Annotated in this window: 11 protein-coding genes; 1 reads left to right on the forward strand and 10 read right to left on the reverse strand. The window is 65.4% G+C overall.

Features of this window, described 5'->3' with window-relative positions; genetic code table 11:
• Window positions 1-18: 18 nt before the first annotated feature.
• The 8 genes from DLM85_RS07610 to DLM85_RS07645 all read right to left on the reverse strand — a co-directional run bounded on the left by DLM85_RS07610 (window position 19) and on the right by DLM85_RS07645 (window position 16,110).
• Window positions 19-1,887 carry a sialidase/neuraminidase family protein gene (locus tag DLM85_RS07610; RefSeq protein WP_111477434.1) on the reverse strand — a complete coding sequence of 623 codons (1,869 nt, stop codon included), beginning with the start codon at window positions 1,885-1,887 and terminating at the stop codon, window positions 19-21.
• Window positions 1,884-2,849, reverse strand: coding sequence for a glycoside hydrolase family 43 protein (locus DLM85_RS07615; RefSeq protein WP_111477435.1), 966 nt, complete (start codon window positions 2,847-2,849; stop codon window positions 1,884-1,886). Before DLM85_RS07615 ends, DLM85_RS07610 begins: the two co-directional genes overlap by 4 nt.
• 158 nt (window positions 2,850-3,007) lie before the next feature.
• Window positions 3,008-4,414 carry a glycoside hydrolase family 140 protein gene (locus tag DLM85_RS07620; RefSeq protein WP_207890972.1) on the reverse strand — a complete coding sequence of 469 codons (1,407 nt, stop codon included), beginning with the start codon at window positions 4,412-4,414 and terminating at the stop codon, window positions 3,008-3,010.
• Between the two features lie 15 nt (window positions 4,415-4,429).
• Window positions 4,430-7,612, reverse strand: coding sequence for a DUF6298 domain-containing protein (locus tag DLM85_RS07625; RefSeq protein WP_243635878.1), 3,183 nt, complete (start codon window positions 7,610-7,612; stop codon window positions 4,430-4,432).
• Window positions 7,613-7,786: 174 nt separating this feature from the next.
• Window positions 7,787-9,451, reverse strand: a complete 1,665-nt coding sequence (locus DLM85_RS07630) for a pectate lyase family protein (protein WP_111477436.1) — start codon at window positions 9,449-9,451, stop codon at window positions 7,787-7,789.
• A 173-nt stretch (window positions 9,452-9,624) separates the two neighbouring features.
• Window positions 9,625-11,364, reverse strand: a complete 1,740-nt coding sequence (locus DLM85_RS07635) for a RagB/SusD family nutrient uptake outer membrane protein (protein WP_111477437.1) — start codon at window positions 11,362-11,364, stop codon at window positions 9,625-9,627.
• Between the two features lie 15 nt (window positions 11,365-11,379).
• Window positions 11,380-14,376 carry a SusC/RagA family TonB-linked outer membrane protein gene (locus DLM85_RS07640; protein ID WP_111477438.1) on the reverse strand — a complete coding sequence of 999 codons (2,997 nt, stop codon included), beginning with the start codon at window positions 14,374-14,376 and terminating at the stop codon, window positions 11,380-11,382.
• A 63-nt stretch (window positions 14,377-14,439) separates the two neighbouring features.
• Window positions 14,440-16,110: a fucose isomerase gene (locus DLM85_RS07645; protein ID WP_111477439.1), complete on the reverse strand. Its 1,671-nt coding sequence runs from the start codon at window positions 16,108-16,110 to the stop codon at window positions 14,440-14,442.
• Between the two features lie 649 nt (window positions 16,111-16,759).
• Here DLM85_RS07645 and DLM85_RS07650 point away from each other — a divergent pair.
• A complete protein-coding gene (locus DLM85_RS07650; RefSeq protein WP_111477440.1) occupies window positions 16,760-17,653 on the forward strand; it encodes an AraC family transcriptional regulator in 894 nt (297 codons plus the stop codon).
• A 182-nt stretch (window positions 17,654-17,835) separates the two neighbouring features.
• Here the strand turns inward: DLM85_RS07650 and DLM85_RS07655 are convergent, their stop codons facing one another.
• Window positions 17,836-18,762 (reverse strand): dihydrodipicolinate synthase family protein, encoded by a 927-nt coding sequence (locus DLM85_RS07655; protein ID WP_111477441.1) that lies wholly within the window; start codon window positions 18,760-18,762, stop codon window positions 17,836-17,838.
• A gap of 78 nt (window positions 18,763-18,840) precedes the next feature.
• Window positions 18,841-20,436, reverse strand: coding sequence for a sodium:solute symporter family protein (locus DLM85_RS07660; protein ID WP_111477442.1), 1,596 nt, complete (start codon window positions 20,434-20,436; stop codon window positions 18,841-18,843).
• Window positions 20,437-20,600 lie beyond the last annotated feature (164 nt).

Genomic DNA, 20,600 nt, shown 5'->3' on the forward strand with positions numbered 1-20,600 from the left:
GGCGCACACGAGGCGCCGCTAGGGCGTCTTCACCTCCCCCGCCGACGTCTTCAGCGACTTCAGGTAAAACACCGCCAACTTCTCCGAGTCGCCGGCTTTGGGCAGGTCGTAGGTCTGGTCGGCGGGCGTGTCGGGCGTGGGGAAGTGGCGGGCGGGGCCGGTGCGCAGCATTACCCGCTCGAACGACGCCACCGGGGCGAAGAAGATGAAGGTGCTGGTCTTGCCGTTGGTCGTGATGGTGCAGGTGCGGTTGGGCGCGTCCAGGGTCACTTTCAGATCCAGCTGCTGGCCGGCCTGGTACTTGGTCACGCCCTTGAAGCGCGCCCCGGCCTTGTAGCTGAGCGTGCCGGTGGAGTCGAAGCTGAGCTGCACGGCGGGCTGGCCCTTGGCATCCTGAAACTCGATTTGCAGCAGGCCGTGGTCGTTCTGCGCGGGCACCACCGACAGCTCGGCCGTCAGCTGCTTGCTTTCGGGGATGATGCGCTCAGCCTTGCCGTAGTCGAAGCGGTCCGAGTCTTTGAACACGAGGCCCTTGGAGCCGTCGGGCAGCGCGCCGATTTCCACCGGTGCCTGCACCAGGCTGTAGGTGTTCCACTGGTCCAGCTCCTGGCCGGCGGGCAGCTGGGCGAAAACCTCGTTGGCGTGGCTGGTGGCCGTGGCGCGGATGGGTACCGGCACCGAGGCAATCCAGAGGTCCTCCTTGTTGACGCTGTAGCTGACCCACATTTTCTTGTCGGGCGGCACCCCGTCGCCTTCCTGGATGCCGCGCACGTACTGCGGACCGTAGCTTTTGTAGTTGCCGCCGTAGCGCATGGGCGACAGTTCGCCGTGCACCAGCCAGAGGTCGGTGTAATCGAGGCCGTTCGGGGAAGTCGACACGGCCAGCGGCCAGCGGAACTCCGAGGGGTTGTACACCGTGGCATACTGCCCATCCGAAGTGCGCTGGCCCCAGATTTTGGCGTTGCTGTTGACGAAGTGCGGGGCGCGGACGACCGGGTTGGGCCAGGTTTTGCCGCCGTCGGGGCTGATGCTGGTGAGGGCGTGCTTCCAGAGGCCCACCACGCGGTTGCCGTCGGGCAGGTGGTAGTAGCTGAAGGCCTTGTACTCCTTGCGCAGCGGAATGAGCTGGTCGTCGCGGTCCTGCTCCTCCACCATCTGCTGCATCATCAGCGGACTGGCCAGAATTTCCTCGCAGGCGGCCACGAAGCCCTTGTCCTTGCTCTTGGTGTAGAAGGGGTAGGCCGACTTAGCCTGGTCCCAGGTTTTGTTGTAGCGCAGGAAGTAGATGGGGCCGAATTTGCCGCCCGGCAGCACCTCACGCACCACCCGGCCGATGCCCTGCCCGTCGTTGGGGTCGTCCTTGGCGTCCAGGGCAATGCCGTAGTAGCCCAGGGTCAGCAGGCGGTTTTTCTTGGAGGTGTAGAAGCCGATGCGCTGGTGCATCACCGCCTCCAGGTTCTTGGCCACCTTGCCGGGCTGGTCGGGCTTGGTGAAGCCGTCGGGCACCTTGTAGGGCGGGAAAATAACCACCGGATTGGTCCAGGTGTAGCCGTCCTTGCTGGTCAGCAGCAGGGTGCGGCCGGGCGGAATATGCTCGCCGGCGGGGTTGCTCAGGTATTGGTAGTAGAACTGCCCCTGCCAGTACGCCAGCATGGGCGCGTGGTTGTAGGTCCACCCTTCCCCGTTCGCCGCGCTGGGCTGCTCCCGGTTGGCGCGCAGCACCTGCCGGGCGTGCGTGCCGATGGCCGGGCGCAGCTGGCCGTGGTGGTAGTCCACGTTGCTGAGCGTAGTGCCGGTGTAGCGGATGGTTTCGGCCGTCTGGGCCTGGGCCGAGTGGCTGCTGAGCGTCGCCGCTACCGCCGCCCAAATTCCTAGCTGCTTCCTCATTGATTTCCGCTCGTCGTGGTGGTTGCCGGGGCCGCCGGGGCGCCGCGCAGCAGTGTTTTCAACGTCTTGCGCGGCGCCCTAAATACGGTGCCGTGCTTGTGCCCCTGCGGCACGCTGGTCTGGGCCGACACGTCGGTGAACGACTTGAAATCGGCCGTTTTCATCACGCCGTAGCGCTTTTCCTTGTAGGCGTCGTAGTAGATCAGCCATTCCTTGGTGGGCAAGGCCAGCACGCTCGGGCCCTCGGTGAAGTTGCCGGTAAACGGCGCTGACACCTCCGGAAACGGCCCGAGCGCCGACGGTCCGAAGGCCACCTTGATGTTGCGCATGGGCCGGGTGTTGTCCTTCACCACCAGCACGTAATCCTGGGGCCCGCGCGGCACCACTACCGCATCAATGGCGCTCCAGCCCGGGTCCAGAAACAGCTTGGCCGGCGTGAAGGCCTGGAAATCCTTGGTCGTGGTGTAGTAGAGCCGGTGGTTGTTGTCCTCGTCCTCGATGCCCCGCGGAAAGCGCAGCGGAATGGTCGAGGCCCACACGATGAGGTACTGCTGCGTCGGCGCGTCGTAGAAGATTTCGGGCGCCCACACGTTCACGGTGGTCGGCTCGTGGCCCATCACGTCGATGAAGCGCTGCGCCGACCAGTGCACCAGGTCTTTCGACGAGGCGTAGCCGAAGCCCTTGTCGCCCTTCCAGCCGCAGGTCCACACGAGGTGGTACGTCCCGTCCGGCCCGCGGGCAATGCTCGGGTCGCGCATGATTTTGCTCGGCCCCACCTGCGGGGTGAGGAAGATGCGGTTCATATCCTGCCACTTGTAGCCGTCGTAGCTGTAGAGCAGGCGCAGCCCTTCGTTGGCCGGCTCGTGGAAGGACGTGAACATGTACACGTCGCGCGAGCAGGCCGTGAGCAGGGCCACGCCGAGCAGCGGGGCGAGGAAGCGGACGGCTTTGGTGTTGAGCATTTGACAGACTGCAAATCAGAGCGTCATTCCGAGCGAAGTCGAGGAATCTCGCGTGCTGATGTCAGATACAATTGTTCTTGTTTGACCTACTGGTGGAAGTCAGCACGCGAGATGTCTCGACAAGCGCGTCATGACTTTCTTCTTTCCCATTGCTGGGTCTACACCGCGTCCAGCACCAGCACCCAGTCGTTGCCGTTTTTCGGCTCGCCGGGGGCGTTGAACTCCTGCGTGCCCTTGTTCGGGAAGGTGCCGATAGCCGTGGTTTTTCCGTTCCGGGGGTCGAACCACGACGCCTTCACCTTAGCCCCGCTGATTTTGCCCAGGTTCACTTTGATATTCCGGCCGGTGTAGGTGTACACGAAAGCGTAGTTCTTGCCGCGCGTGGCCATGAGCCGCTCGTACTTCTCCCCTTCCCCGCCGGCAATGATGGACTGATCCGGCACCCGCTCGAAGAAGGGCCTCGACAGCATCAGGTTCTTCAGATGCACCATTTGCGCGGCGCCCGGCGCGTTGATGGCCGACGACCACAGCTCCGAGGAGCCGTAGGCGCTGCCCTTGTCGAAGGCGCTGTGCATCTGCATCACCGAGTTCTGCCCGTAGGTGTAGCCGAAAGCCCCCGCGAATACCGACCAGTAGCCGTAGCGGCGCACGTCGGCGTCGGTCCAGCGGGGCTGGGTGATGTCGTGCAAACCCTGCGGAATGCCCTCGTACGACGGCTCCCCGTCGATGCTGGGCTTCGCGGGCTTCAGCTGGTTATCGACCAGCTGGTAGCGCCAGTTGTCCTCGCCGTAGAGCTTCTTTTCCTTGCGCGAAGTATCCTGCTCGTAGCGCCGGTGCCCCGACTGGTACATATTGAAATCCAGCCACTTCGCGTTGTGAAACCAGTCCGACGACTGCGTGCGCCCCCGCGGGTGGTAGGTCACCAGGTGGTTCGGGTCGACGCTCTTGAGCGTGCTGCCGATGGTATTCCAGACCTTCAGCGAGTCGGAGCCGGCAATGTCGCCGCCGTTGAGCCAGATGATGTTCGGGCGGTTCTTGTACCGCTCCGCCAGGAAGGTGGCGTAGGCTTTGGCCTGCTGCTGGTTGACTTTGCCGCCCTTCACGTTGGTGCCCCACACCGGCACCAGGCCCATGTACAGGCCCTTTTTGGCCGCCAGGTCCACCATGTAGTCGACGTGGTCCCAGAAGTCATATTGGGCCGCATCGGTGGGCGCGCTGCCCTTGGTGACGAGCGGCGTGGCCACGTTGCCGCGCACCAGGGCCGAGTCGCCGTACACGTTCACGGCCGGCACCTGGTGCAGCACCATCACCTGAATGACGTTGAAGCCCTTCTTGCGGCGGTCTTCGAGGTAGGTTTCGGCTTCTTCGCGCTTGAGCTTGTTGAACAAAAGCCAGCCGGTGTCGCCCAGCCAGAAGAAGGGCTTGCCGGCCTCGGTCTGCAGGTAACGGCCGTTGCTGGCAACTTTCAGCTTGCCCAGCGGCTCGGAGGGCGCGGCGGCCGCCAACGACAGTAGCAGGGCCGAGGCGGCCATCAGGCGCGAGGGGTTGGAGGGAAATCGGAACATCAAACTTGGGGGAAATCAGCCTTTGTCCACCCACAGGATGGCGGGGGCGGCTTGGGGGTTTTTGAGGTCGAGCACCTGCCCGCCCTTCACTTTCTGGGCCTTGCCGAGCAGCTGCCCGTTGCGGGCATCCAGCCATTGCACGCGGAAGGCGCCGGATTCCTTGCTCAGGTCGAGCTGGGTGGCGGCCGTCGGCTCGCAGTAGCGGATGTAGCCCTGGCCGGGCGCTACCAGCTGCCACTGCCTGGCCACGGCGGCCTGCTGCTCGGCGGGCTTCATGCGGGCCACGGCGGTAAGGAACTCCTGGCTGGGCACCGCCGGCACGTCGGGCAGGGAGCCGCCGGCCAGTAGCACGGCCCAGCCATGCTTGTCGGCCCCGTCGCCGGAGTAGAGCACGGCTTTGTCGGGAAACTGCTGGCGGTACTCGCGCACGGCCCGGTACACCTGCTCGAACGAGGTGGCTTTGGGCTTCAGCAGGCGGGCGTGCTGGCGCGGGGCCAGGTTCTGGCCGCCCAGTGGGGCGTAGGCCGAGCCGTCGGCCTGGTAGTGCCAGTAGCGAATGTCGATGATGTCCACGACGGCGGCGCGGGCGGGGTCGGCCAGGATAGCGTCCTGCACGTCCTTGGTAGTGCTCAGGCCAACCAAGGCTTTTTTACCGGTTTCCTGCTCCCACTCCTTGATGGTATCGAGCCAGAACTGCACGAAGGGCAGCGGGCCGGTAAACTCCTCCCCGATCAGCTGGATGACGCCGCTCTGCTCGGTGAAGTTATTGAGGCACTGGCGGATGTAGGCGCGGTGCAGGGCGCGACGCACCGGGTGCGTCACGTCGTAGAACTGCTCGGCCATGAAGATGCGCTTGTCGCCGGCGTAGTTGGGCGGCTCCGGAAAGCCCGTCTCGTTCACGTTGTTGGCCGGGCGCCAGGGAAAGTCGGCGTAGTGCGCGCCGGCCTCGATGATGTTGTGCTGGAAGTAGTTCTGGTGCACCAGCACCAGGCCCTTCTGGTCGGCCAGCTGGGCAAACTCGCGCAGGCGGCCCCAGTACCAGGGATTGTACCGGGTCAGGTCGTACTTGCTCAGCCCGTCGTAGCCGGCGCCCTGCCCGCTGCGGGCGAAGGGCAGCTCGTAGAAGGGCGGCCACACGTCGCCATCCATGCGCCGGATTCGCTCGTGGTCGTCGCGGCGCCGCTCGTACCACAGGGCGTAGTTCTGCTCCATCCCGACCTGGTGGCGGCTCTGCATCGAGTCCGTCAGGGCCCTGAGGTCGTCGGTGAGGCCCCGGCCGGTGCGACCGGGCACGTAGCGGGTAATGGCGGGCTTGGCCTGGGCCAGGCCGTAGGGCCGCGACGAGCCGCTCCACCACGGCACCGAGCCCCGGCTGCCGGTCTGCACCACGCTGCCGCGCACCAGCACGCCGTTCTGCACCCGCAGTGGCGCCTGCGTCGGCACGACGGCTGCGGGCTTGATTTTCAGCTGGTCAAAGCTCTTCGCGCCATTAGTCGCAACCGAAATCGGCTGACGCTGCGGGGCCTGCCGAATCCAGTCGATAAGCTGCGGGGCGGGCTGCTTGGCTTCGGCGGTGAGCTGCTGGGCTACGGCCACCGAGGGGCTGCTGGAGGCTTCCGTCGGCAACGCCATGATCTGCGGCTGCACGGCCGTTTTGCCGCCGAGACGCTCCGAAAGCTGGGCGTAGTAGAGGCTGCGCGGGTTGATGGCGTTGTTGGACTCGCCCCAGTACCCGTCGCCCTGAAACTGGGCCCAGGTGCCGAACGCCCAGTTCTGGGCGGTGGGCGGCTTGGGGAGGTCGATGCGGGCGGCGGTGCTCTGGTAGACCACGCTGTTGGCGGCCGTCCAGCCCGCGCCCTGCCCGTCCTGCCCGCGGTTGGCAAAGCTCAGCGCGTGGCCGTCGATATTCACGATGTCGAACAGCAGGCCCGAGGCCCAGCTGTCCACGGCCCCGCTGAAGCCCAGCGACTCCCGGCTCTGGCACTGCACGAAGGCATTCGGCCCGGCGGCGCAGAAGCCGGCGGCGAAGTCGTGGTAGCCCTGCTCGGAGTACAGGCGCTGAAACAGGGTCTGCTGCCCGGCGGTGAAAAAGGCGTTGCGCCGCTGCCCGCCGATTTCCGACACCGGCGCGAGGCTCAGGCAGTCCTCCACCGTCACCCGTTTCGCCGATTCGAAAGCGGCCACCGCCGAGCCGGCAAAGTGCTCGAACGCCACCTGCCGTACCCAGCCGTCGGCCACGTTTTCCAGCGTCACGCCCATCCAGCGGTGCGCTTCGTCCTTGGGGTTTTTCTCGTCGAAGGTGGAGCGGCAGCGCAGGTTTTCTACGCCCACCTGGCTGATGCGGCCCGCCCAGCGGTAAGGCTGCACGGTACCGCCGCCGTACTGCGCCTCCAGCGCGGTGGTCAGCGGGGCATCCAGCGTCACCACGTCGCCCTGCACGCTCACCACCTGCCGGTCCCAGGTCAGGTCGCGCTGCCCCGGCTTCCAGCCCAGGGCCGAAATGCCGCCGCCGAAGGCTTCGGTGCCCAGGGCCTGAATCCACTCCTTCGTAGAAGGCCGGCGCACCAGCACCATATCCCCCGCTTTCAGCGTGTGCCCGGCCAGTTTCAGCTGATTGGCATTAACGGGCACGTAGGCATCGGTCACGGCCACGGCCTTATCCAGCTGCCGGTCGTCGCGGCCGATGAGGCGGATGAGCGTCTGCCGGTCCAGGCCGCTGCCGAGCAGCACCGTTCCGTCCTCGCCCATGCCGCTGCCGCGCAGCACCACGCCCGAAGCCCGGATCAGCAGGCCGCCGGCTACGTCGTAGGTGCCTTTTTCGAGCAGCACGGCGCCGCGCAGGCCGGTGGCTTTATCGGCGGGCAGAGCGGCCACGTAGTCCAGGGCCGCCTGAATGCGGGCGGTGGCGTCGCCTTGCTTCAGCGGCACCACCACGCGCACGGGCGCCAGCGGAATGGCTTTTTCGCTGGCCGCGTAGCCGCAGTAGGAAAAGTCCGGCACACGGTTGCCCTGCGCGTCGGCCACGTACACCAGCCGGTGGTCCTTGTCTTCCGCCAGCGGCGGCAGGGGCCGCTCCACCTTGGGCTTCTGGGCGTAAACGGCCACCGGCCAGGGCGCGGCGCTCAGGGCCAGGCCCAGGGCCAGACCGAGCAGGCGCGGGTGAAAGCGGAAAACCAGAGTGGTGGCGGGCGGGGTCAAGAGCGGGGTGTTTTACTTCGGTAGGGTATTCGGTGTCGTCCGCGGGCGGGGCGGAGCGGTACTCGGCGCCGGCGCGGCACCGCGCCGGCGGGTATCAGCAACGACACGGAACGGCATTGCCGCGTTCCGCGCGCAGCGCCGACTACCCGTCGGCGCTGCGCGCAAACGACCGGCTTACGACTTGCGGACGCCGGGCGCGGCGGGCTTTACTTTCTGCGGGTCCACCACGCTGTTGAGGTACTCCTCGATGTTGGTGTAGCCGTCCTTGTCGCGGTCCTTGGCGGCGTCGGTGGCGTCTTTGGGGTTCAGGCCGTGCTTTTTCTCCCAGTCGTCGGGCATGCCGTCCTTGTCGGCGTCCTTATAAGGCGTGCCCTTGTAGTCGGGGTAGCCGCCCACCTGCTGCGGGTCGGTGATGATGCCCTGCTTGTAGGAGTCCTCGGGCAGGCGGCGCTTGATGTAGGGGCTCTTGACGTAGGGCTTGGCGTCCTTGGCGTACACGATTTTGCCGGTGCGCACCTCTTCCACCACCCGGGCGTCGACGGCGTCGCGCTTGGGCAGGGTGGCGCCCACGTTGGCCAGCACGTACTGGTAGGCGTCCGGGGCCGACAGCACGGTGCCCACGTTGGGCATGGCGAAGGGCTTGTCGGTGCGGATGCCGGCCAGGATTTTCTCCGGCTCGGGCACGTCCTCCAGCTGCACGCCGCCGGCCCAGTTGTCCTTGGTAATCTTGTCGTTGCCCTCGATGACGTTGCCGGCCACGTAGGCCTTGCCGAACACCTGGCCCAGCTGCTTGTCCCGGCTGGCCTCGGCCTTGAGAATGCGGAAGCTGATGGGCTTATCGAGCGGGGTGATGGGGCCGGGCTTGTAGTAGTTGTTCACGAAGTTGTACTCCGAGCGGTTGTCGCCGCCGTCGGCCGAGCGGTTCCACCAGTTGAACACCACGTTGTTGGCGAAGTTGAAGTCGCCGTACATGCCCACCGAGGGGTTGCGGCTGATGTTGTTGGCCCACAGGTTGCGCACGAAGGCGCTGTTCAGCCCCCCGATGGTGCTGCCGAAAGCGTGGTTGTAGGCGTCGAGCCCCTCCGAGAAGATGCTGTTCTGGATGGTCACGTTCACCGTCGGCAGCTTGTCGGCCTTGCCCGTTTCGGGGTTGTGGTACACGTGGCGGTACATCGACATGTTCTCGTCGAGCCCCCACGAAGCCGACACGTGGTCGATGATGATGTTGCCCACGCCGTTGCCGCCCAGCCCGTCGTCGCGGCGGCCTACTTCGGTGGCCCCGCGGCGGAAGCGCATGTAGCGGATAACCACGTCGTGGGTGTCAATCCACAAGGACTCGCCGGCCACGCACACCCCGTCGCCGGGGGCCGTCTGCCCCGCAATGGTGATGTAGGGCGCCCGGATGCTGATGGGGCTTTTGAGCTTGATGATACCGGCCACGTTGAACACCACGGTGCGGGCGCCGCCCTGCTCACAAGCCTCGCGCAGCGTGCCCGGGCCGCTGTCTTCCAGGCTGGTCACCACGAACACCTTGCCCCCGCGGCCGCCGAAGGAGTACGCCCCGCCGCCCTCGGCGCCCGGAAACGCCACCACTTTGGCCTGCGGCAGATCCGAAGGCTTGGCCGCCCAGGGCACGTAGGGCTTGCCCTGCTTGGCTTCCTGCTCGATGATGGGCAGGGCCTTGGCCCAGGCCTCGTCGGAACGCTTCTGCGCGTCGGCCAGCAGCGCGTCGGCCTTGGCCTGCACGTCGGGCGGGATGGTGGGGTACTGGGCCAGCGCGGGCTGGGCCGCGCAAGCCGCCGCAGCGGTGACGGAGAGGAAAAGCAGGCGGTTTTTCATGGGAAGGCGGAAGTGGTGGGCGGCAGATTTAGCGGCTTAGGTTGTCAGAGGCAAGGCTGTCATGTCGAGCAACGCGAGACATCTGGGTCAGCGTTTTGCTTGGTCACCGCAGGCGTTGCTGAGCAGGTCGTTTACCCAGATGTCTCGCGTTGCTCGACATGACAACCGCGGGCTTAATACCCCGGGTTCTGCGGAAAGTCCGCCTTGTTGGTCACCGCGTCGATGTCGCTCTGCGGGATGGGGCGCAGGGCGTGGAAGGGCTGAATGCTCGGGGCCGCGTCGGGGTTGTAGAGGCGCACGCGGTCCATCAGCTTGCCGGTGCGCTTCAGGTCCAGCCAGCGCACCTGTTCGCCGGCCAGCTCCCGGGCCCGCTCGTCGAGCACGAAGTCCAGGGTCATCTGGGCGGGCGTGACCTGCATGGCGGCCGAGCGGCCGGGCAGGGCGGCGCGGGTGCGCACCAGGTTCACGTAGTAGGCGGCCGAGTCGGTGCGGCCGAGGCGGACCTGGGCTTCGGCGCCGAGCAGGATGACGTCGCCCAGGCGGAGCATGTTCGCGTCGCGGGCGCTTTCCGTGACGGTGGCCGTGGCGCGGGTCGGGTCGTCGAACTTGCGCAGCGAGGGGTAGTAGCGCCGTTCCCCCCGCAGCGAGCCGTTGGGGTTGTACAGGTCGTCGATGTCGTACACCTTGTAGCGGTAGCGGCGGGTGTAGAGCTGGTCGAACGTCGGAATGCTGCGCTTGGTAGTCAGCACGGCCGTGTCGCCGACGGCAAACTTGGGCTGGTTCAGCAGGGGCGCCAGGGCCGGGTTCTGGGCCACTTCGGCGGCCGACCAGCGCGGAATGTTGGTGGCACTATTGGCAATCCAGGCCTGCTTGAACGAGCCGAGGTAGCGCGCGTCGTTTTGCTCGTTGTAGAGGTCGAGCAGAAAGCGCGTGGGCATGTAGCGCACGCCCGGCAGGCCGTTGGCCACGTCGCGCACCATACCGGGCTGGTCGTCGTACTTCATCAAAAACCACTGGTGGCCGGTGTGGCTGCCCGCGTTGAAGGTCAGGTTGGTCGAGTAGTTCACCGCCCAGAGCACCTCCGAGTTGCGCTGGTTGGTGAAGTCCCACAGGCTGGCGTAGCTGGTTACCAGCCGGATGCCCTGCCCGGTGTAGGCCGTCGTCACCTTGCGGGCGTAGGTAGCGGCCTTCTGGTACTGGCCATTCGACAGATACGCCTTGGCGGCAAAGGCCTCGGCGGCGGGCCGGGTGATGCGGCCGTAGTCGTTGGCGGTGGCCGGGGCCGGGTACAGCGCCAGCGTCACGGGCAGGTTGCGCACGGCAAACTCCAGGTCGGCGAAAATCTGGGCGTACACCTCGTTCACCGAGGCGCGGGTAGCGGTGTTGACCACGCCCTCGGTGGGCTCCAGGCGCAGCGGCACCGGCCCGAAGCTCTCCACCAGGTGGTAGTAGTACCAGGCGCGCAGGAAGCGCAGCTCCGCTTCGGCCGCCGGGCGGCGGGCGGTGCTCAGCCCGGCCCGGTCGATGTACTTCAGCGCCTGGTTGACGAGGTTGATGCCCTGGTAGCAGGGCGTCCAGAGGTTGTTTTTCACCCACACGTTGTCGGTGGTCAGGCCCTGGTAGTTCATCAGCGCGGGCTGCGGGCGGGTGTTGCTGGCGGCCGTCACGTCGTTGGAGGCGCCGGCGGTCCAGAGGTCGGTGCCCATTTCCAGCAGGGCGTAGCCCGATTCCTTGCCGTAGATGTTGCGGTTGTAGGTGTAGGCGCCGTTGACGGCCGTTTCGAAGCCCTCCGGGGTGGTGAAGACGGCTTCGGCGGTGGCGCCGCTGGGGTTGTATTCGTCGAGCTGGTCTTTGCAGGCGGTGGCGGCCAGCGCGAGCAGTGCGAAAGTCAGGGGTCGGATGATCTTATGCATGACGGTCTGGTCGAGTTAGAAGCCCACGTTCAGGCCTACCACGTAGGCGCGGTTCAGCGGCCGGTCGATAACGCCCTCCCCTTCCGGGTCGAAGTCCTTCAGGTTGCTGAGCGTGTAGAGGTTGCGGCCCGACACGTACACCCGCACGTTGTCGATTTTGGCCCGTCCGACGATGCTCTTCGGCAGGGTGTAGCCCAGGGTCACGTTGCGCAGCTTGGCAAACGAGGCCTCGCGCTCCGTGAGCGTGGTGATGTAGCTCAGCGTGCGCGTGGCGTGGGGGCGCGGGTACTCGTTGGTGGGGTTTTCGGGCGTCCAGTAGTCCACGATGGCGCCGTTGGAGCTGCCGCTGCGGGTGTACTTGGCGTAGTAGTCGGAGCTGATCCACTGGCCCACGCGGGCAATGACGAGCACGTTCAAATCGAAGCCCTTGTAGCGCACGTCGTTGCTCAGGCCGCCCGTCCACTTGGGCACCCGCGAGCCGATGATGGTGCGGTCGGCGGCGGTGATTTTGCCGTCGGGCACGCCGTCGGGGCCCGAGAGGTCGGCCACCTTGATGTCGCCGGGAATAAACTGCCCGGGCGTACCGTAGGAGTTGGCCTCGGCTTCCTCGCCCAGCTGCCAGATACCGATTTTCTTGTAGTCGTAGTAGACCTGCGCGGGCTGGCCCTGAATCAGCGAGTTGCGGTAGTCGTCGGCAATGACGTCGCCGTTGGGCAGCTCCACGATGGTTTCGCGGTTGCGGGCGTAGGTCAGGGTGGTCGACCACGACAGGCTTTCCCCGCGCAGGTTCTGCGAAGTCAGGGACACTTCCCAGCCGCGGTTGCGGGTGCTGCCGATGTTGCGGTTCACCGTCGTCACGCCGGTGAAGGCGGGCAGGGTCAGGGGGAAAATCAGGTCCCGGGTCTTGGCGTCGTAGTAGTCGACGGTGCCGGTCAGGCGGTTGTCGAAAACGCCGAAGTCCACCCCGAAGTCGGCGGTGTAGGTGCCCTCCCAGCCCAGCTGCCGGTTGCCGATGGTGCCGTTGATGGTGTAGGTGGGCGTGGCGGTGGTTTCGTTCCAGGAAAACTGGGTGGCCACCAACGAGTTCTGGGTGCCGTAGGGGCTGATGCCGTCGTTGCCCGACACGCCGTAGGAGCCGCGCAGCTTCAGCTCGGTCAGGAACTTGAAGCGCTGCATAAACGCCTCGTCGACGATGCGCCAGCCCAGGCCCACGGAGGGAAAGTAGGACCAGCGGTTGTCCGGCCCCAGCTTGCTGGAGGCGTCGGCGCGGGTGGTGGCCGTGAGCAGGTAGCGCCCCTTCCAGCTGTAGTTGACGCGCCCGGCAAAGGAAATCAGGTCGTTGCGCACGTAGCCCGAGCCGAAGAATGGGTTCTGGTTGGCCGCTCCCAGGTTGTAGAACGACTGCGAGGGCAGCACCTGGTTCTGGCCGCCGGCGAAGCTGCTGGTGCTGACGAACGAGAGGTTGCTGGCCACGCCGGTGAGCGTGAGGGAATGGTCGCCGATTTCCTTTTTGTAGGTCAGCACGTTTTCCCAGCTCAGGTTGCGGTTCTGGTTGTTGGTGATGGAGGCCTGGGAGCGGTTGCCGGCCCCGTCGATGGTATTCACCCCGAAGAAGTTGCCGGCCTCCGACGTGGCGTAGTTGGCCCCGAACATCGAGCGGAAGCTCAGCCCCTCCAGCGGGGTCAGCTCCACGTAGGCGGAGGCCGAGAGGCGGTTGGTCTTGGTGTTGCGGTCGTACACGCCGGGCTGCTCGTCGGCCAGCGGGTTGATCTGGGTGCTGCCCAGCAGACGGAAAATGAGCTTGCCCTCGTCGTCGTAGGCGCGGCCCAGCGGCACGGCCTGCGAGGCGAGGTTGAACGGGTCGCGGCGGATGTCGTTGTTGATGTAGGCCAGCTGCGTCTGCACGCCCACCTTCAGCCACTTGTTCACCGTCTGGTCGATGTTGGCGCGGGTAGTGTAGCGCTTGAAGCGGTCAATCTTCATCAGCCCCTTCTCGTCGTAGTAGCCCAAGGAGAAGTACACCTTGGTATTCTCCGAGCCGCCCGAGAGGCCCACCTGGTAGTTCTGCTGCATCCCGTTGTGCAGCAGCTGGTCGGGCCAGTTGATGTACTCCTGGTTGGCAATGGCCTCGCGCTGCTGGGGACTGAAGGCCACCGCGTCGTCGGCGGGCGAGTTCCAGGTGCCGGCGGCCCGGAAGGCCTCGCGGCGGAAATCCACCCACTGCGGGCCGCTCATAAACTCGCCGTAGCCGGCCACCTGGGTGATGCCGGAGTAGGCGTTGAAGTTGATTTTGGGCTTGCCCGTCGCGCCGCGCTTGGTGGTGATGATAATGACGCCGTTGGCCCCGCGCGAGCCGTAAATGGCCGTCGACGAAGCGTCCTTGAGCACCTCGATGCTCTGCACGTCGTTCGGGTCGATGTCGGCCGCGTTGACGTTCTGCACCCCGTCGACGATGTAGAGCACGTTGTTCGACGAGCCGGGGTTGGAAATCGAGCGGTTGCCGCGGATGCGGATGCTGGCCCCCTGCCCGGCGTAGCCGTTGGCGCGGGTGATGTCGGCGCCCGGAATCTTGCCCTGCAGCGCCTCGGTGATGGTCGTTACCGGCAGCTTGGTGACTTCCTCGCCCTTCACCGAGGTGACGGCGCCGGTCAGGTCGCGCTTTTTCACCGTGCCGTAGCCGATGACGACCACGTCGTTGAGCGAGGCGGCTTCGGGCGCGAGCTTGATTTCGACGCGCGTCTGGTCGGGGCGCACCACCAGCTCCTGCCGGGCGTAGCCCAGGTAGGAAATGATGAGCGTCGCGTCCTGCTTGTCGGCCACCTGCACCGTGAAGTTGCCTTCGGCGTCGGTGGTGGCCCCGTTGGTGGTGCCCTTCACGATAACCGTCACGCCCGGCAGGGCCTCGGCCTTGTCGGCCCCGACGACCTGCCCGGTTACGGAACGCGTCTGGGCCTGGGCGGCGGCCGCGACGAAGAGCAGCGAAGCCGCTGCCAGCGGGAAGAGTGGTTTCATTGGCTGGGGGTGCAGATAGGTGAGGGAGCGGTGTGGGTGTAGAGCGGCGGCCGGGGTTGCGGCCTAGCTGGTCATTTCGGCCAGCTCGATGTCCTGGGGCACGGCGCGGGGCGTGAGGCCCGCCACGTCGCCGCAAAAGTGCACCTGCAGGCCCATTTCGGCCAGCGCGGCAGCTTTGATGCGGCAGGCCTGGTGGGCCTGGGCTTCGTCGGCGGCGTACACCACCTGGATGTGGTTGGCCTTGTGGCGGGCCATCATCTGGTCGCGCGTCACGCCCTTCAGGGTGGCGTGCATGATGGGCCACTGCGGGGTCGTTTCCTGCCAGCGGCGCTGGGTTTCGGCTTCGGGCAGCTGCACGGCCTCGCCCACGCCCAGGTCGCAGTGCAGCGCGTTGTCCTGCACGTACACCCGGCTCCAGACGATGGGGCCCGGCCGGCTCACGCCCTTCAGGCTGCCCCCGCCGAGGCGGAAGTACATCGGCGGCTGCCGCTCGGAGCTGGCGCCCCGGTAGCCGCCCGCGAAGTGGGCCGGCGGGGCCGCGCCCGAAATCAGGAACACCCACACGAACTCCTCGCCCGCGCCAGTATTGAAGTGCTGGCCCCAGCGCAAGTCGTGCAGGGTGGTTTCGCCCGACAGGCCCAGCTCCTGCCAGAGCTGGTAGGTCAGCAGCGCGTCGAGGCCGGCGCATTCGTCCACTTCGTTGAAGTGCGGCAGCGCCTGGCCGGCGTACAGCTCGCGGCCATCCGTGCTGAAGACGGGCGGGCGGTCCTGGTTGTTCAACAGGCCTTCCACCAGGTCGCTGGCCACGGTAAGGTCCTTCAGCCCCTGCTGGTACTGAATACCGATGGTGGCGCAGCCAAACTCGTCGGCGAGGCGCACGGCGGCCACGTACATCTTGCACTGCTCCAGGGTCTGGGCCTCGGTCAGCTCGGTGGCCTCGTCGGTGCCCCAGTTGAACGTCATGCCCTTGGCCAGCAGCCAGTCGAGCACTTGGCGGGCTTCCTGGTCGGTGACGGTGCGCATGGCCGCGTACAGCGTGGCCTGGCTCAGGCGCTCCTTGAAGAGGCCGGTGGCGTGCAGCAGCTCGTCGGGCACGATGGCGTTGTACATGCCCATGCACCCCTCGTCGAACACGCCCATGATGGCCTTGTTCTGGCGCAGCTGGCGGCCGAAGGCGCGGCCCTGCTGTTCCTCGGCGGCGGGCAGCTGCACGGCCGAAAGGCTGCGCACGTGGCTCGCGTCCTGGGTGATGGTGCCCGTGCGCAGCCACTGGCCCAGGCCCTGCTCGAAAAACGCGTCGGTGAAATCCTCGCTCCAGAGGGTGCTGTACTGCACGCCGGCCTTGGTGAGGCAGCCGTTCAGGTTCAGCATGCCTACCAGGCCGGGCCACTGCCCGCTCCAGTTGGCCACCGTCAGGATGGGGCCGCGGTGGGTGGTCAGGCCGGCCAGCACGTGGTGCGAGTACTGCCACACGCTCTCGGCCACGATGAGGGGCTGCGCGGGGTGCAGGCCGCGAAACACTTCCAGGCCCATCTTCTGCGAGTCGAGGAAGCCGTGGCGCTTGGCGGGGTCGTAGGCGTGGGCGCGGCGCACCGTGTAGCCCTGGCGGGCCAGGGCGGCGGTCAGCTGTTCTTCCATGGCCTGCTGGGCGGCCCAGCAGTCTTGGTTGGCGGCCAGGCGCAGGTCGCCGCTGGCGAGGAGGAGGACTTCGTTCGGGGGAAAGTTCGGGGCCACGTCGGAGCGGGTTTTGGGGTGATGCGGCGCGGGCAGGGAGCCGGTGCCGGGCGGGCGCGGGAGCCAGTGGCCCGCCGGCCATTCGCCGCATGAGACTTCAATGGCAAATATGCGGGGTGGCTGCCCCGGCCCCCTCCCGCTTATTATCTACTTAGTATAGGATGTTAGCATGGGCATTGGGGGCGCCGCGGCCGAAAAGGCGCCGGTTTTCTTTCGGCCCGCTTCGGCCCGCCGAACCAGCCCCGCCGGCCCCCGCCAGCGGCCCCGGAATCGATTTAAATTCCGCAGAAAATCAGCGCTAAACCGCGGCTATATAGGCCCACCCGCCGCGTGTGGGCGCTTTCCGAACATGAAGAAAAAATTAAGCGGGCAGTAGTCTACAGGAGAGTATGAGCCGATGCGGGCTCTACTTTAGTAAGTACGCACTAACCCGGAGTGCCCCGGCCACCCCTCCCACGGCCAGCTCACCGGGCAGGATAATATCCTAGAGTGCGGTGCCGGAACCGCCGGCACCTTTCCGAAGTCCAACTTCCGAGTCCAAATCGTTCCCGTTTCCGCGGTGCCCACTCGCCGCTGCTTTCCTGACCAGGGCCCGTTTCCCACTCCGGACCCGCCGACTGCTCACCCTGACTGCTCACCGCATTCCCACATGAAGGCTCACTTTCACAAAATTCCGATCAGCTCGCAGAACTCCTTCAGCATCCGCCACGACGTGAAGCCCAACTTCGGCACCATCTGGCACTACCACCCCGAGCTGGAGCTGCACTACGTCATTAAGGGCGAGGGCGTGCGCCTGATCGGCGACAACATCAGCAACTTCTCGGCCGGCGAAATCGTGCTGCTGGGCCAGAACCTGCCCCACACCTGGCGCTGCCGCGAGGAGTACTTTCAGAACGACCCGGAGCTGGAAGTGGAGGCCGTCGTGATTCAGTTTATGCCCGAGTGCCTGGGCCGCTACCTGCTGGGCCTGCCCGAAGCCTACCTGGTGCCCAAGCTGTTTGAGAAGGCCAAGAGTGGGCTGCTCATCACCGGCGAAGCCCGCGAGCAGCTGGCCCCGCTGATGCGCCGCGCCGTGGAAGCCACCGACCTGGACCGCATCATTATCTTCCTCTCCATCCTCAAGATTCTGTCGGAGACCAGCGAGGTAGAAACCATTGCCTCCAAGCACCACGCCTTCACGCAGTCCAACGAGTCGGACACGATGCGCATCAACAAGGTGTGCAACTACACCCTCTCCAACTACCGCAACGAAATCACGCTGGAAGAAGTGGCCAGCATCAGCAACCTGAGCGTCACCTCGTTCTGCCGCTACTTCAAGCTGATTACCAAAAAGACGTACTACGATTTTCTGATCGAAATCCGCATCAGCCAGGCCTGCCGCCTGCTCATCGAAGACAAGCTGCCCACCGAGGTCATCTGCTTCGACTGCGGCTTCAACAACGTGTCGAACTTCTACCGGCACTTCAAGAAAATCACCAAAATGACGCCCCTGGAGTACAAGCGCAAGTACCTGCGCAACTACAAGGAGCTGGTGGCGGCGTAGAGGCCTCACCCCCCGGCCCCCTCTCCGAAAAGGAGAGGAGGAGCCTGACGACTTCGAGGGCGTACAAGTGCCGGAAACCAAAAGGAGCGGCCCCGCTGAGCATAGGCTCGGCGGGGCCGTTTTCGTTGTTTACTTCTGGCTCCCCCTCTCCTTTTCGGAGAGGGGGCCGGGAGGTGAGGCCTCTACGCCGCCCACTCCAGCTCCTTGCGCAGGTTGCTGTAGTCGAGGCAGAGGGTTTCCACGCCCTTACGCACGCTGCTGGAGAGCGTGCCCACTTTGCGGCGGGTGAAGGTGGAAATATCGATGCCGCGCTGCTTGAGGGAGTACTTGGCCACGATGGGGTACACGTTGTGCATCACGCCCATGTTGCGCACGAAGAAGCGCTGTACCTCGGCCACTTCGGCCGTCAGGTAGGGGTTGTCGTAGTTGTTGCAGAGCCACACGATGAGCTCGGGGAAGAAGTTGCCCTGGATGCAGGACAGCCCCGCCGCCCCGGCGCGTAAGGACTCCACCGCGTGCACCATGTAGGCGTCGTAGAGGCCGAACTGGTGGCCTTCGACGGCGGCCAGCTTCTGGCGCACCTGCTCGATGTCGAGGCAGGTATCCTTGTGGTAAATGACGCGGCCGGTCTGCACGAAGGCGCGCAGCTGCTCGGCCGAGAGCAGGCGCTTGTAGGGCTCGGGGCACTCGTAGAAGCCCATCGGAATGCCGCTGGTCTGCTCGAGCAGCTGGAATACCCGCTCGTTGAACACCTCGTCGGAGTCCTGCTGGGGAGCCAGCAGGCCGGTAATGGCAATGACGGCCTCGGTGCCGGCGCCGTACACCTTCTTGACGAAATCGGCCTGCTCGGTGAGCGTGCCGGCGAAGGTGCCGGTGGCCACCACGGGCACCGCCCCGTCGACCACGTCCACCACGTGGCGAATGGTCTGCAGCCGCTCGTCGGCGCTGAGCTCGAACATCTCGCTCGAGAGGCAGTTGGCAAACAAACCAGCGGCACCGGCCTTTAAGTACAACTCCGTCAGGCGGGTAAGTGCCGGGTAGTCGACTTGCCCGTCGCTCTGAAAAGGCGTGAGCATGACCGGGATAAATCCCTTGCGCGATTTTTCCATTTCCTTGAATCCAGTCTTATGAGGGTCGGCGGGCGCGGTTGGGCCCGCCGGGTTGGGGTTGCAGCGTGGAGTAGCCGGCTAATACACCGAGTGGCGGGCCGGCTCCGGGGTTTCTTGTAGGGGTTTGGGGCGGCGCAGCTTGCCGAGCAGCAAACCCACCAGGAAAATCGTGAGCGTGCCCACGACGATAATCATGCTCTTGTGCAGCGGGTTGCGCAGGGCAGCCAGCTCCTCGGGCAGCTTGCCCGAAAAGGTCATCCACAGAATCACCAGCACGCCGATGATGGTGGCCGTCAGCGCTTCCGCGTTGCCGGTCTGGCGGCTGATGACGCCCAGCAGGAACAAACCCAGCATGCCGGCGGCGAAGATGCCCGACAGCTCCCACCACACGTCCAGCACGCTCTTGACGCCAATCATGGCAATGCCCACGCCCATGCCCGCCAGCCCCACCACCACCGTGCCGATGTGCAGCAGCCGCAGCATCTGCCGGCCGCTCAGCTCGGGCTTGAAGTAGCGCTGGTAGATGTCGGCGGTGAAGACGGTAGCCGAGGCGTTCATGCCCGAGCTGATGGTGCTCATGGCCGCCGACAGAATGGCCGACACGATGAGCCCCACGAAACCGGCCGGAATCTTGGTCACCATGAAGTGCGGCATCACCTTGTCGCCGTAGTCGGCGGGCAGCAGCGCGGCGGCGGCCCGGCTGATTTCGGCGGCGGTGGCGCCGGGATTGAGCTTTTCGGCGGCCACTTTCAGCTTCACGGCCTCAATCAGCTCGGGGTGCACCTGGTAGTAGGCAAACAGGGCCGAGCCGATGACGAAGAACAGCAATGAAGCGGGCACATACAGCCACACGCACAGCCAGATAGACTTGGACGCCTGCTCGGCCGAGGCCGCCGTGTGGTAGCGCTGCACGTAGTTCTGGTCGACGCCGAAGTTGTTCAGGTTGATAAAGAAGCCGTAGAGCAGCACCACCCAGAAGGTCGACTGCGTGAAATCGGGCGCGAAACCGCCCAGGCTGAACTTGTCGTGCTGCTCGCCGATGCGCACCACGTCGGCCACGCCGCCCGGCAGGTTGTCGACAACCAGGTACAGAATCAGCGCGGCGCCGAAGGTCTTGATGACGCCCTGCACCACCTCCGTCCAGATAACGGCCTCGATGCCGCCGAGCACGGTGTAGACGATGATGCAGATGCCGGTGACGAGCATGATCAGCTCCATCGAAAAGCCCGTCAGCGCCTGCAGCGTGAGGGCAATACCGAAGAAGATGGAGCCGATGCGGGCCAACTGCGTGAGCAGAAAGCAGATAACGGCGTAAGTACGGGCCCAGCTGCCGAAGCGGTGCTCCAGGTGGGTGTAGGCCGATATTTCGCCGGTGCTACGGTAAAATGGTACAAAGTAGCGGGCCGCCACCCAGGCCGCCAGCGGCATCGAAAGGCTGAAGACGAAGGCGTTCCAGTTGGTGCCAAAGGCCTTGCCGGGCACGCCCAGAAAGGTGTTGCTGCTCAGGAACGTCGCGTAAATCGACAGGCCGATAGCCCAGCCCGGAATCAGGCCCGAAGCGCTGGAATACTGCTCCGGATTGACGTTGCGGCGGGAAAAATACACTCCCACGGCCACCATACCAACCAGGTACAGGGCAATGATGACAAGGTCGAGGACGCGCAGATTGCTCATGGTACAAGTTTGGGCAAAATGCCGCGAATCGGCGCCGGCAAAGGGAGTTGGTGACTGTTACAAATCTAGCTTCGCGCTGAGCCCCTGCCGTGTATGATTTTCCCCGAGTATTGTAGCATCTTGTCTTCAGCAGTTTTAGAACCTCATATGGCGTTTGGAACGTC

The sequence above is a fragment of the Hymenobacter edaphi genome (assembly GCF_003258365.1).
Taxonomy (GTDB): domain Bacteria; phylum Bacteroidota; class Bacteroidia; order Cytophagales; family Hymenobacteraceae; genus Solirubrum; species Solirubrum edaphi.